The sequence below is a fragment of the Acinetobacter oleivorans DR1 genome, assembly GCF_000196795.1.
Classification (GTDB): Bacteria; Pseudomonadota; Gammaproteobacteria; order Pseudomonadales; family Moraxellaceae; genus Acinetobacter; species Acinetobacter oleivorans.
Genome location: NC_014259.1, coordinates 2,010,708 through 2,024,214, shown reverse-complemented (window position 1 = coordinate 2,024,214; position 13,507 = coordinate 2,010,708). Strand labels below are relative to the sequence as shown.

Here is a 13,507-nt window from a genome sequence, read left to right as displayed (position 1 = left end):
GTCACTAAAGTGTGGAGTAAGTGTGGAGAAGTACCAATAATTTAGCGTATGATGAGTTGAAGCATTTTATATAGCCAAATTTCTATGTTTGATCGTTCTTTTTCTTTTGATTGTCACGATAAAGTTATCCTCGTTGTAGAAGATGATTACGACATTGGCGACATTATTGAAAATTATTTAAAACGTGAAGGAATGGTTGTTATTCGTGCTATGAATGGAAAGCAAGCCATTGAATTGCACTCTAGCCAACCCATTGATTTGATTTTACTTGATATTAAATTACCCGAGCTCAACGGCTGGGAAGTGTTAAATAAAATACGTCAAAAAGCTCAGACGCCCGTGATTATGCTAACAGCGCTAGATCAAGATATTGATAAGGTCATGGCATTACGAGTTGGTGCAGATGACTTTGTTGTTAAACCATTTAACCCAAATGAAGTCATCGCTAGAGTTCAGGCAGTCTTAAGACGTACTCAGCTAACAAACAAGCCATTTAACAAAAATAAGGTCTACAAAGATATTGAAATTGATACAGATACGCATAGTGTTTATCTTCATGCTCAAAACAAGAAAATATTGCTTAATCTTACCCTGACGGAATATAAAATTATTTCCTTCATGATTGACCAGCCCCACAAGGTATTTACCCGTGGTGAACTTATGAATCATTGCATGAACGATAGTGATGCTCTAGAACGAACTGTAGATAGCCATGTGAGTAAGCTTAGAAAGAAATTGGAGGAACAAGGAATACTTCAAATGTTGATTAATGTGCGTGGCGTAGGATATAGACTCGATAATCCACTAGCTGTAAAAAATGACGCCTAAATAATATTAAAAATATAGCTAGGGAATATTCTATGAAAAGTAAGTTAGGAATTAGCAAGCAGCTCTTTATTGCATTAAGTATTGTTAATTTAAGCGTTACGCTTTTTTCAGTTGTGCTGGGTTATGTCATTTATAACTATGCGATTGAAAAAGGCTGGATTACTTTAAGCTCACTTCAAGAAGATTGGACCACTTTTCATTTTGTAGATTGGATCTGGTTAGCTACTGTTATCTTCTGTGGCTGTATGATTTCACTCGTGATCGGGATGCACCTCGCAAAACGTTTTATTGTGCCGATTAACTTCTTAGCCGAAGCAGCCAACAAAATTAGTCAAGGTGATCTCTCTGCTAGAGCTTATGACAACAGAATTCACTCCGCAGAAATGTCCGAGCTTTTATATAATTTTAATGATATGGCTCAAAAGCTAGAAGTTTCTGTTCAAAATGCACAAGTCTGGAATGCTGCCATAGCGCATGAATTAAGAACGCCAATTACAATTTTACAAGGCCGCCTACAAGGCATAATCGACGGCGTTTTTAAGCCCGATGAAATTCTATTTAAAAGCCTTTTAAATCAAGTTGAAGGTTTATCTCACTTAGTAGAAGACTTACGAACAATAAGTTTAGTTGAGAACCAGCAACTCAGATTAAATTATGAGTTGTTTGACTCTAAGTCTGTAATTGAAAAAGTTCTCAAGGCCTTTGAAGACCGCTTAGAACAAGCTAACTTAATGCCAGAACTTGATTTAACGACAACTCCGGTACTGTGTGACCGTCGCCGTATTGAGCAAGTTTTAATTGCGTTAATTGATAATGCTATTCGTTATTCAAATGCAGGAAAACTTAAGATCTATTCAGAAGTGGTTTCAGACAACTGGATATTAAAAATTGAAGATGAAGGCCCCGGCATTGCAACCGAGTTCCAAGATGACCTATTTAAGCCCTTTTTTAGATTAGAAGAGTCAAGAAATAAAGAGTTTGGTGGTACAGGCTTAGGATTAGCTGTTGTACATGCAATTATTGTGGCACTAAAAGGTTCTATTCAATATAGCAATCAAGGCTCAAGAAGTATTTTCACCATAAAAATTCCTATGGATCATTAAAACGCTGAAAGACTTCCAAGGCTTATTTTAATTTTTACCCGCTTAACTTATCCAAATTTTTTATGCTAAAACTACGATTACTAATTTAAGTAAAAATAAATCTATATGAATAGACTTGAATGTAATCGCATGTTTATTTCGATCATTGAGCAAGGAAGTTTTGTTAAAGCTGCCGAAAATTTAAATACAAGCGTCGCACAAGCATCCAAGCTTATTTCAAAACTAGAGAACGAATTAGGCGTACAGCTTCTAAAAAGATCGACACGCTCATTAAAGCCCACAGAACTCGGATTAGCTTATTACCACCGAATTAAGCAACTTATGGCAGAGTTTGATGAAATTGAAATTAGTATTAAAAATCAATCTCGCGCCCCAGTAGGTAAACTAAAAATAAGTGCTCCTAACTCTTTTGGAACAGTGCAATTAAGCAAAACACTGGTTAACTTTGCCCAGAAATATAGTCAAATTGAATTAGATGTGAGCTTTACTGACCGTACGGTGAATGTCATTGAAGAAGGATTTGATATCGCCATTCGAATTGGAGAGCTTAAAGATAATAATTTAATTGCCACTCCATTATCTCAAATTAGATTTGTATTGGTCGCATCTCCCCTTTATTTAGAAAAATTTGACTGTCCTCAAAGCCTTCAAGACCTAGAAACTCATTCCTGCATCATCGATACAAACTTTAAAGATCCATATGAATGGGCTTTTTTTGAAAAATCACCTTCGAATGTATTACATACCATTAATGTGAATGGTCGGATTCATTTTGCGAATACAGAAGCCTGTTTAGCTGCAACCATAGCAGGACTTGGCATCGCCAGATTACCCATGTTTATTTTGAAAGATGCACTTATCGACAAAAAGATTATTCCTATTTTAGAAAACTATGAATTACCGCGAAGAGGTCTCTATGCAGTCTACCCACCAGCAAAACACCTAGCCAACAAGGTGAGAACCCTAATTGATTATTTAAAAGAGCAATATGCGTACCCTGCTGAATGGGAAATTTACGAGTAATTATTTCCAAAATAGAAATAAATATTCAATTTCAGCCTACTTAATCACTTAAAAAATCAACAGTAGTATGTATTCATCAAGTTAATTCTCATCGAGATAGAAAATGAATACATCAAACACCGCTCCTTATGCGGCATTATTACTCCGTATAACCTTAGCGCTTTATTTCTTTGCCCATGCTGGTCTTAAACTGTTTGTATTTACACCAGCAGGTACAGCGCAATTTTTCCAATCTGTTGGAGTTCCGGGATGGATGGCATATGTGACTATTCTCTGGGAGATTTTAGGAGCAATATTATTATTCGTTGGTTTTAAACCTCGAATTGTTGCCATTGCACTGATTCCTGTCTTATTGGGTGCAATATTTACTGTACATGGTGCTGCCGGTTTCTTTTTTACAAACCCTAATGGCGGCTGGGAGTTCCCATTTATGTGGATTATTTCTTTAGTTGCTCTCGCACTCATTGGTGATGGACCATTTTCTCTAAGTAAATCTTTTAAAAACTAAGCTCGTTAATAGATGAGATGCCATTGCATGAATGGCATCTAAACACCAAATACTCAGCTCATTCAGGATATTAAAATGAAAGATCTATTTATAATTTTATTACACGGCGTAGGTAGTAATGGTGAAGACTTAGAAGCAGTTGGAGAATTTTTTAAGACCAATCATTCTAATTTAAATTTTGTCGCACCCAATGCTCCTTTTAGCTTTATGAACAGTAAAGAGGCCTATCAGTGGTTTAGCATCGCTGGGGTTAATGATGAGAATCGCTTTAGTCGGATTAAAGAAGCCAGAGCTCATTTTGATCAAAAAATCCAAGAGATCATTAACGAAAATCAATTAGAAAACCACTTAGATAAAGTCGTTTTTTTAGGATTTTCTCAAGGTTCAATAATGGCTTTAGATGCGGTCGTTTCAGGACGTTGGCCTATTGCTGGGCTGATTAGCATCGCTGGAAGATTAGCCAGTCCAATCAATAATGAAATTAATAAAAATACGAAAATTTTATTAATTCATGGTGAATCAGACACTGTTATTCCTCCAAGCGAAAGCCAAAGCGCATATCAACAAATGCATTCAGCAAACTTAAATGTTGAGTTGAATATTTTACCCGCTACGGGACATACCATTTCGCATTCAGCGCTCCAGTTAAGTCTTGATTTTTTAAACACTATTTAACCTATTTGGCCTACATCCAAATCTGAACTTAGATCTTCCTAAATCTAAGTTCCGTACTTTCTCGTCTCAAATTATTCTTCGGAGTTAAAAATGACTACATCAATCCGTGCAGAAGATATTATCAGCCCCATTACTGATACTATAAAAGCGAATAAAAACTCACCAAAAGAAGCAAAAAATCTAGGTTTATTTGCTTACGATAAACCAACCCCAGAAAATACAGTTTTATTACTTATTGATCATCAAGTTGGTTTAATGGCTAGCGTTCGTGATACATCGAGCCTCGCTGAATTAAAAAGTAATGTTCTTGGTTTAGCACGTACAGCCAAAGCTCTTAATATTCCAACACTGATTACATCATCAAACGCACAATGGCAAAACGGCGACACTCTCCCAGAAATTAAGTCATTGTTCCCCCATAATTCAATTTATCGACGTACAGGGATCATTAATGCATATGAAGACCCGACTTTTCGTAAAGCACTTATTAATTTACTAGAAGCAACAGGTCGAACCCATATTATTATTGCAGGCGTAACCATTGGTACTTGCTGTACTTTCCCGACACTATCGCTATTAAATGATGGATATAAAGTCTACCCAGTCATTGATGCATGTGGCGCATGGAATCAATATGAAGTTCAGGCCGCTACTTTACGCATGGCAAATGCAGGTGCAGAACCAGTAACAACCTTTAGTCTAGCTTGTGAATTACAGGCTGACTGGAAAAAGCCTTCAGCAGATCAAATGCTTGAGCCTTTCAAAGAGAACTTATCGGAATATGGGTTTGTGCTACAAAACTTCTGGGATAATGTCGGTACCCCAGCAGTTGAAGATCCTTTCAAAGTCAAATAACTGATTTTTCTTAAGCTTTGTATCTTTGATTTTTAGGTAAATTTAGAGATACAAAGCTTTCTCGTTTTATTTTAAGAATTAACTACTCGGACAGTTTGATAATTTTACCAACAATATGTTCATGTGTAGGTACAAGCCCTGCTTTTAAACCCAGCGGCTTAAACACCTTATCTAACACAGATTGGGTAAGTTTACCTTTATCCTGCTCAATATCAGTTAATGTTCGACGACTTACTCCAACCAAAGCAGCATATTGCTCTTGAGACAAGCTCAATACGTTCTTTCGCAAATACGTCAACAATTGACCAAGCGTAATTTCATTAAATAAATATTGTTTATATAAATCGATGAGAACTTGCTGACGATCTTGAGTCTGATTTTTCATGTTTATAACAGCTCCCATCTTTTCAATTTAGCTTCTATGTAGTCAAATGAAAGTGCTGGCATTTCAATAATCTGTTGAGGTACACCTTTATCGATTAAGCGTTGTTTTAGTCCAACAAAATTACGTGCCAGTGATTTTAATGCGCCTATAGACAAATCTGGGTCACACCAAGGTGCAAGTTTTTGGGTAATTTGAACCCAACGATACTCACCGCCTTCTTCATACGGACTTCCCCATGTAGTCGATCTAATCACTACTTCTGGATCGGCTTTCATAGGCGCAAAATCATAAATAGGAGAAAGAGAAATTTTTCCTGATTTTTTTAGAAAAGATGTATTACGACCATGATTGTCTGAATTACCGAAAATAATATTAAGCAAATCTCTTTGTAACCACTCACAGATGAATTGTGAAGCATCAAAATCTGAATCGATGTGAGTCAGTAAATTGCATAGATTCTCTATAACTTCAAAATGATTAAGATGACTACCTGAAGACTTATTTAGTACCGAATAAACAGATTCCAAACCATGACGGTGCCACTGCTGATTACGCCATTCTGTGTCAAATCTTGGCAGCCATAAAGAAGGATACTTTGTACCTTCAATGAGCTTCATTTGAGTTGTCTCAATCGTATCAAAACCTAATTCATTGAGTATTTGATAGTAATAATATTCAGCTCTGAGAATGTCGCAATCAATTTCACTGCGCTTATTTCTTGGAAATTTAACTAAATAATGTTGATCTGGTTGATCAAAATTTTCTTGGTATGTATCAATCCAGACTTTTTGATCTGGCGAAACACGAATAAGTAATTTGGGCGCTTCTCCACCGGCACCAGTTGCACCACCACTAATCGCACCCATTTGCTGAGCGTACTCAAGAAAATCAACATTACGATCAGCCACATCTTCTTTACTGAAATAACGTAAGTGTAAAGTTGAGTCAGGATTTATAGGTGGAAGTGCTTCTTTAATCCGTAAATTACCAACAGGAGCAATGCCCCCTTTTTCTAATAAGATACTATCTTGCTCTGCATGAGTTAAACGTTGTAAATCTAGATAATTCACCCAGTAACGTCGTGCAGCACCTGAAGGAACGATATCATCTAAAAAACCAAACCATGTGCTCGATTCATGTTTTATAAGTATTTGCACAGGAAGTGACAAACTACAGGCGTGCTCATCGCGCTTGTCTAAATATTGAAGCGCATAATCCAATTCATACTCTAATTCACTTGCACTAGCCGAACCTTGTTTAGACTCTAACAGTTTTAGTTCTGCTATATCTAACCAGTTCGTATCAAGTAGTGCTTGTATCGTTAATTTTTTCATTGATATAAATGAGCAATTATTTTCTCAAAAATACTATAAAACAAACTTTTTGTGAATATATTTGCGCAATATTATTTAATTCATATCAATTTTGAGCAAAATTTTGCTCATATTAATATTGTCTGATATTAGCTAGTAAAGCCATCTTTTGACCTTTTCTCTTTAAATTCTTATTGAAGTGTCATATCTAATCTAACCCAGATTTATAAAATAATTTTTATAATTTAAATAATGGATAATTAAATATGGATCGTTTTAAAACTATTTTACTTATTACAAGCACATGTTTAACAACAACTCTTTATGCCAAGCAACAAGTCGTGTGTGTGTTTGACCCAATTGGTAAATCGGGAGATGCTTTCGCTTTAGCCAAAGACTATGCACTTGAAGCCAAAAATTGGGGAGCAGATCTATCTTTAAAAGCCTATGTTGATGAACGCGTTGCGGCTGAAGATTTAAAAGTTGGAAAATGTGATGGTGCAATTATTAGTGGTTTACGTGGGCGTCAGTTTAATAAATATACAGGATCTTTAGATGCGGTCGGCGCATTAACAAATATGAAAACGGCAATTAATGCCTATAAGCTGTTGTCTTCACCAATGGCCGCAAAAAACATGGTTGTAGGTCCTTATGAAATCGCAGGTTTAGGCACAATTGGCCCTGCATATTTATTTGTAAATGATAGAAGTATCAATACACTCGCTAAAGCTGCCGGTAAAAAAATTGGGGTATTTAAATATGATGAAGCGCAACCAAAGCTTGTGCAACATGTTGGCGGTCAGGCTGTATCTGTAGACGTGACCAATGCCGGTGCGAAGTTTAATAACCATGAAATTGATATTGTGCCCGCTCCTATTGTGGCATTTAAACCTTTTGAACTACACAAAGGTTTAGGTGAGAAAGGAGCAATCATTCGTTTTCCTTTAACTCAAATTTCAGCAAACTTCATTATTCGTAAAGACCAGTTTCCAGCAGGTTTTGGGCAAAAGTCTCGAACTTGGGTAGCCAGCCAATTAAATAGAACGTTTGGGATTATTGCCAAATATGAAAGTGATATTCCTTCAAAATATTGGATGGATATTCCTAAAAATGAACAAGTAAATTATATGAAAATGATGCGCGAGGCACGTATACAGCTAACCAAGGCGGGCATTTATGATCCTAAAATGATGAATTTTTTGAAAAAAGTGAGATGTAAAGAAAATCCAAGTAATTTTGAATGCGCGTTAAATGATGAATAAACACTCAAACAAAAACATATGCTCATCTTGTTTTGAGGTATTCAAGTTCGTTATTAAAAGCAAATGGGCTACATGGTTCGTAGCCCATTTCAGCAATGTTAGATTTATCTAAATTGAGCACATATTAAAAATCTTATGCTTAAAAGCATTAGTTAGATTTAATAATTTGCGAATCAGTAAGTTCTTTGATTTTCGCTTGGTCATAACCTAAAGAAGTAAGAACCTCTATAGTATCTTCACCAACTTCCGGCACGTTTTCACGTACACCAAAGCGTTGACCATCCATCGTAAATGGTAATAAAGGAACCTTTACTTGCTTACCATTTTCTAGCACTACTTTCCCCATCCCACCTGACTCATTTAAGTGAATATCTTCAAATAAATCTTCTGGACGTTGGATCGGAGAAAAAGGTAAACCAGCTTGTTCACATAGTTCCATTACTTTTGTTTTGTCTAATTGGCTAAGAGTTTCGCGAATAATTGGATGGATTTGCTCACGTGCTTTTACACGTTGGTTATTTTGAGCGAAATCTGGATTATTTTTTAGTACTTCTAAGCCAAAAGCATCACAGAATGCAATCCACTGCGAGTCAGTAACTACACCGATAAAGACTTGTTCATTATTTTTAGTGTTGAAAACATCATATACTGCCCAAGCTGAAACACGATTTGGCATTGGGGCTACAGGCTTATCTGTAACTGCTCTTTGCATCATGTGCTGCGCAACCAAAAATGCAGAGTTTTCGAATAAACCAGTTTCAACAAGTTGACCTTGGCCAGTTAATTGACGTTGATATAAAGCAGCAACGATTGAGTAAGCACAGAACATCCCGCCCATCACATCATTAACAGATGCTCCAGCACGTAATGGACGTCCCACAGGACCAGTCATATACGCAAGCCCAGTCATCATTTGTACGACTTCATCCAAGGCTGTCCGATGTTCATAAGGACCGGGTAAAAAACCTTTCATTGAACCATAAATAATATCGGGCTTAATTGATTTAACCCCTTCATAATCGAGTCCTAGTTTTTTCATCGCTCCGGGTCTAAAGTTTTCAATCACAACATCCGCAGTTTTGATTAAGTCCTTAACAAGTGACATTCCTTTTTCACTTTTAATATCAACTGACAAACTTTTTTTATTACGGTTATAAGTCATCCAGTAACCCGCACCCGACCCCATAAGTCTGCGAGTGTTATCACCTTGAGGTAATGGTTCAATCTTGATGACTTCAGCACCTAAATCTGCGAGAAGTAAACCACATGCAGGTCCCATAACCATATGTACGAATTCTAGAACTCGGATTCCAGCCAGTGGGAGTTTCTTTTCATCTTTCATGTTATTGGTCCTTTGCATATTTGAAATTTTTACCTACGCCTGCATCTGGAATAAATCCATAGAGTGGCTCTCCTGGTATCCCTTGCTTTAACCATTCGCGAGCTTCAACAAGTCGATCAATATCAATACCAGTACGTAATCCCATGCTTTCTAACAGGTAAACTAAATCTTCAGTGACAATATTGCCTGATGCACCGGGAGCATATGGACAACCGCCAATACCGCCTTGCGAGGCATCAAATGTGGTAACACCCACTTCAATTGCGGCTAAAACATTTGCCAGACCTTGCCCACGCGTATTATGGAAATGTGCGCTACCTGCTAAATTTCCGACTTCCTGTTTTAATTTTTTAAATAGACTGCGGACTTGGACAGGATTTGCATATCCAACCGTATCTGCTAGGCCAATCTCATCTACACCTAATTGGGCCATTCGTTGAGCCATCGTTAGGACTTCATTTTCCGTAACTACACCTTGAATCGTGCAGCCAAAAACTGTTGATAGACCTGCTTCTATTAATATTTCTGGATATTTTTCATTTCTCAGCTGAATGATTGAATTCACTTCTTCATAAACTTCAGCATGAGTTTTACGAATATTTGAAAGTGAATGAGGTTCACTCACTGAGACAGGGATCGTAATTTTTTGAACCCCAGCTCTAAATGCATTTTCGGCACCCTTTAGATTTGGGACTAAAGCGGTAACGAATACATCTTTTAAAGTTAAAGTGTGTTTAACCAACTCTCCGCAATCCGCCATTTGTGGCAGCAATTTTGGAGATACAAAAGATCCAACTTCTATTTCAGTTAATCCTGCTTGAGCTAAAGCTGAAATCCATTTTTTCTTCATATCGGTTGGCATGGTTTGTTTAATACTTTGCAAACCATCGCGAGGTCCAACCTCACTCACCAATATATCGATGTCCTTTGAATGGCTCATATGCTTACATTTCCTATTGCACAAGAATATTTTTACATACAACGCAGAAGCGTTCTATCTAATAGAACATAGTTCTATTTTTAATGCAAATTAAAAATTTTATCCTCCCATGACAAATTCAATTAATTTTAAAAAGACTTGACATGACTCTAAATTAGCTAAAAAATAACAATTAATAGAACATCGTTCTGTACAGTAGAACTACAAGGATGCATGTATGAATCTTTTTGTTTCCCTAAAAGAGTTACACACTAAAGATGGAAATTTGTTTGATAGAGATATCTCATCGGGTCGAATTTTTATTGCTGATTATAGAAATGGAATCATGCCATTAGAAAATTTTGGTAAGCCAATGTTTTTTCAACACTAATTTCTACTTAAAGTTTATTTCTTAAGTAAATCAAGGATTGATTTATGTTAGTCTTTTTAAGTTACAGCATGATCGCTGTATTTATGTATGCGGTAATGTCGAAACGCTTATCCGCACTTACAGCTTTAGTACTTATTCCAGTAATTTTTGCTCTTCTGACTGGTCATGTAGCAGATATGAGTAGCATGATGATTGATGGGATTAAGCTACTTGCTCCCACTGGCATCATGATTACCTTTGCAATTCTATATTTTTGCATGATGACAGATGCTGGTCTCTTTAATCCTCTCATTCAATTCATCATTAAAATCGTTAAAGGTGATCCGCTAAAGATTGTTGTGGGCACAGGTATTCTTGGAATTTGTGTCGGGTTAGATGGTGATGGTGCAACGACTTATATTATTGTCGCAACAGCATTATTGCCTTTGTACAAAAAAGTTGGAATCCGACCACAAGTCATGGCAACTGTTTTATTACTTTCAATTGGGGTAATGAATATTTTACCTTGGGCTGGCCCATTTTCTAGAGCTGCGAGCGCACTTAAAGTCGATCCGACTGGTCTCTTTTTACAAATGTTGCCCGTGATGTGTGCTGGTCTTATTTGGGTGATATTTGTCGCTTTTTATCTTGGCTTAAAAGAAAGAAAGCGCTTAGGTATTCATGAAATTAAACCAGATGACGACCTTATCCATCATGAGCAAAATACGAAAAGCTGGAAATCATGGTTCAACCTGATACTTACTATTCTTCTGGTTTTTTCAATGATTAAAGGCTATTTACCTTTAGCGCCTCTGTTCATTTTGGCATTCTGTATCGGTTTAGTGGTTAACTTCCCAGAACTTTCTGAACAGAAAAAATTAGTCGCGAAATATGCAGATAGCGTTTTAGCAGTTTCTTCTCTGATCTTTGCTGCTGGCATTTTTGTAGGAATTATGACAGGTACAGGTATGATTGAAGCTATTGCTCAGCATCTCATCTCAATTATTCCTGAATCATCTGGATCTTATTTGTCATCGATTACTGCTTTTATCAGCATGCCATTTACATACATTTTGACGAATGACGCGTTTTATTTTGGAATTTTACCTATTCTTGCTGAAACTGCCTCACATTATGGTATTAGTGCAAATGAAATGGCTATCGCAAGTTTAATCGGTCAACCTATTCATTTGTTAAGCCCAATGGTTGCCTCTACTTATCTATTATGCTCTTTAACAAATGTAGATTATGGTGAAAATCAAAAGGCATCCATACTCTGGTGTACGGGAACCTGTCTAGTGATGTATGTTGCTGCTCTAGTTATTGGTCTTATATAAATTAATAAAAGTGCTTTCAACATTTGAAGGCACTTTTTATATTCTTCTATGTTTTATATCGCCACACGCTGACATTCACTAAAAAATCTATTTCATCTTTTAAATTACAGCTATACTTATTTATTCCTAAAACACTTAAATTTAATTGAGTTTTTATATTTTTGTATGACGAAATCAACACAAGATCCTGATAGCCAAATGGATAAGCAAAATTCAGGTGTAGCTGCCGTAGATAGAGCATTACTTATTTTAGATGCTTTTGATATAGATAGCCCTGTCTTATCTCTCGCAGAAATTTCACGCCGTACAAAGCTATATAAAAGTACTATTCTTAGATTGTTAAGTTCATTAGAACGTCATGGTTATGTTGTTAGAAATGAAGATGGTCAATTTTCTTTAGGCATTACACCGTTAAAACTATCAAGAATTTATCAAAATTCTTTTAACATTAAAGATGTGCTTTACCCTGTGTTAGAAAGAATCACCAAAGAGACAGGTGAAACTTCTTCATTTTATATTTTAGATAAAGATAAGCGCGTGGTTTTATTTCGCATTGAACCAGCTCGATCTGTAAAAGTTTCAATCTCTGAAGGAGATACTTTTCCAGTGAATGTGGGAGCTTCGGGTAAAATTCTTCGTGCATTTTCTCAAACTGAAGTGGATGAAAATCTACAACAAATCCAAAATCAATTTTGGGCAAGTTCATTTGGAGAACGTGACCCAGAGACTTCTTCGTTATCTGTACCTGTATTTAGCAATGGTAGACAGTTACAAGGGGCACTTACCATTTCAGGTCCTTCTGAACGTTTAACACAAGAAAAAATTGCCGAAAATACTTCGCTTTTGCTTGAATGCAGTATCCAAGTGTCAAAGTATTTAGCAGGAAGTATTTATGGTTTAGAAGATGCTATAAAACTTTTAAAAGCTCCTCATTAAATATTTTAATATTTCAGGCAGTTCTTTTTTAAAGTAACTGCCTATTTTTTCCAAAAGCTAATTTTAAACAAGCCTTTTATAATAAATCGCTGTGCCTACTATAAGCAGAATGCACAACAAGATTAAAATTTTATAGTGAAATGTGATTTTCAGTCGGTTTAAAAGGCTAATGCGGAAAGTTTTGTATATGACTTACTATCAGTTGTTGCTAGCATTTTTCTGCCATCTTTAAGTTTTAAGATAAAGGTTATATCTTTTCCTTTTCCACCTAATAGTACGCCAGCCAATAGACCTAATGGGCCAAGTAGAGCCGCCCCAGCAATCCCCCATCCAACTGTGCCACCAATTCTTTTTACATTCTCTTCAGTGGCTAGAGAAATTTCCTCAATATTCTCAGCTGTAATAGGATGTGCTGTTGGCGCCCATTTATCACCATCACCATAAGGAGGAGTAATTGAACATTTACCAAACATAAAGCTTAGGGTTCCTTTCCCTTTATTGAAATCACCTGCATGAATTTTAATATTAGCCATATTTTTCTCTTTAAATGAATAGTTTAAATTTACAATCTAAAAAATATATCAGTATCTTAATACTAAATCTCTAATATATAAATAAAAACTAAACAGACTTGTCTATTTTAGCTTTGTT

General features: G+C 36.2%; 15 protein-coding genes. 10 read left to right on the top strand and 5 right to left on the bottom strand.

Annotated elements, in window-relative coordinates; genetic code table 11:
* Nucleotides 1-84: 84 nt before the first annotated feature.
* From adeR to AOLE_RS09495, 6 genes are all read left to right on the top strand, one after another.
* Nucleotides 85-828, top strand: coding sequence for an efflux system response regulator transcription factor AdeR (gene adeR, locus AOLE_RS09520; RefSeq protein WP_013197861.1), 744 nt, complete (start codon nt 85-87; stop codon nt 826-828).
* A 32-nt stretch (nt 829-860) separates the two neighbouring features.
* Nucleotides 861-1,931, top strand: coding sequence for a two-component sensor histidine kinase AdeS (gene adeS, locus AOLE_RS09515; RefSeq protein ID WP_013197860.1), 1,071 nt, complete (start codon nt 861-863; stop codon nt 1,929-1,931).
* Nucleotides 1,932-2,060: 129 nt separating this feature from the next.
* Nucleotides 2,061-2,954 (top strand): LysR family transcriptional regulator, encoded by an 894-nt coding sequence (locus AOLE_RS09510; RefSeq protein WP_013197859.1) that lies wholly within the window; start codon nt 2,061-2,063, stop codon nt 2,952-2,954.
* Between the two features lie 103 nt (nt 2,955-3,057).
* The gene (locus AOLE_RS09505; protein WP_005305413.1) at nt 3,058-3,462 is read left to right on the top strand and encodes a DoxX family protein; all 405 of its coding nucleotides are present in this window, start codon (nt 3,058-3,060) and stop codon (nt 3,460-3,462) included.
* A 75-nt stretch (nt 3,463-3,537) separates the two neighbouring features.
* Nucleotides 3,538-4,137 (top strand): alpha/beta hydrolase, encoded by a 600-nt coding sequence (locus AOLE_RS09500; RefSeq protein ID WP_013197858.1) that lies wholly within the window; start codon nt 3,538-3,540, stop codon nt 4,135-4,137.
* A 90-nt stretch (nt 4,138-4,227) separates the two neighbouring features.
* Nucleotides 4,228-4,992, top strand: coding sequence for an isochorismatase family protein (locus AOLE_RS09495; RefSeq protein ID WP_013197857.1), 765 nt, complete (start codon nt 4,228-4,230; stop codon nt 4,990-4,992).
* 82 nt (nt 4,993-5,074) lie between these two features.
* On the opposite strand, the gene AOLE_RS09490 is transcribed toward AOLE_RS09495, so the two are convergent.
* The gene (locus AOLE_RS09490; protein ID WP_035331573.1) at nt 5,075-5,383 is read right to left on the bottom strand and encodes a helix-turn-helix domain-containing protein; all 309 of its coding nucleotides are present in this window, start codon (nt 5,381-5,383) and stop codon (nt 5,075-5,077) included.
* Nucleotides 5,380-6,711 (bottom strand): type II toxin-antitoxin system HipA family toxin, encoded by a 1,332-nt coding sequence (locus tag AOLE_RS09485; RefSeq protein WP_013197855.1) that lies wholly within the window; start codon nt 6,709-6,711, stop codon nt 5,380-5,382. The genes AOLE_RS09490 and AOLE_RS09485 overlap by 4 nt, the downstream gene beginning before the upstream one ends.
* A gap of 245 nt (nt 6,712-6,956) precedes the next feature.
* Here AOLE_RS09485 and adeT1 point away from each other — a divergent pair, with 245 nt between their 5' ends.
* Nucleotides 6,957-7,952 carry a putative multidrug efflux protein AdeT1 gene (gene adeT1, locus AOLE_RS09480; protein WP_013197854.1) on the top strand — a complete coding sequence of 332 codons (996 nt, stop codon included), beginning with the start codon at nt 6,957-6,959 and terminating at the stop codon, nt 7,950-7,952.
* A 148-nt stretch (nt 7,953-8,100) separates the two neighbouring features.
* Here adeT1 and AOLE_RS09475 read toward each other — a convergent pair whose 3' ends face one another.
* Both AOLE_RS09475 and AOLE_RS09470 read right to left on the bottom strand, forming a co-directional pair.
* Nucleotides 8,101-9,294 (bottom strand): CaiB/BaiF CoA transferase family protein, encoded by a 1,194-nt coding sequence (locus AOLE_RS09475; protein WP_013197853.1) that lies wholly within the window; start codon nt 9,292-9,294, stop codon nt 8,101-8,103.
* Between the two features lies 1 nt (nt 9,295).
* Nucleotides 9,296-10,234, bottom strand: a complete 939-nt coding sequence (locus AOLE_RS09470; RefSeq protein WP_013197852.1) for a hydroxymethylglutaryl-CoA lyase — start codon at nt 10,232-10,234, stop codon at nt 9,296-9,298.
* Nucleotides 10,235-10,451: 217 nt separating this feature from the next.
* Between AOLE_RS09470 and AOLE_RS20375 the strand changes: the two genes are divergently transcribed.
* From AOLE_RS20375 to AOLE_RS09460, 3 genes are all read left to right on the top strand, one after another.
* Nucleotides 10,452-10,604, top strand: coding sequence for a hypothetical protein (locus AOLE_RS20375; protein ID WP_013197851.1), 153 nt, complete (start codon nt 10,452-10,454; stop codon nt 10,602-10,604).
* Nucleotides 10,605-10,648: 44 nt separating this feature from the next.
* Nucleotides 10,649-11,920, top strand: a complete 1,272-nt coding sequence (locus AOLE_RS09465; RefSeq protein ID WP_013197850.1) for a CitMHS family transporter — start codon at nt 10,649-10,651, stop codon at nt 11,918-11,920.
* 165 nt (nt 11,921-12,085) lie between these two features.
* On the top strand, nt 12,086-12,856 hold the full coding sequence (locus AOLE_RS09460; protein ID WP_013197849.1) for an IclR family transcriptional regulator: 771 nt from the start codon (nt 12,086-12,088) through the stop codon (nt 12,854-12,856).
* A 158-nt stretch (nt 12,857-13,014) separates the two neighbouring features.
* Here the strand turns inward: AOLE_RS09460 and AOLE_RS09455 are convergent, their stop codons facing one another.
* Nucleotides 13,015-13,389: a hypothetical protein gene (locus AOLE_RS09455; RefSeq protein ID WP_013197848.1), complete on the bottom strand. Its 375-nt coding sequence runs from the start codon at nt 13,387-13,389 to the stop codon at nt 13,015-13,017.
* Nucleotides 13,390-13,507: the final 118 nt, after the last annotated feature.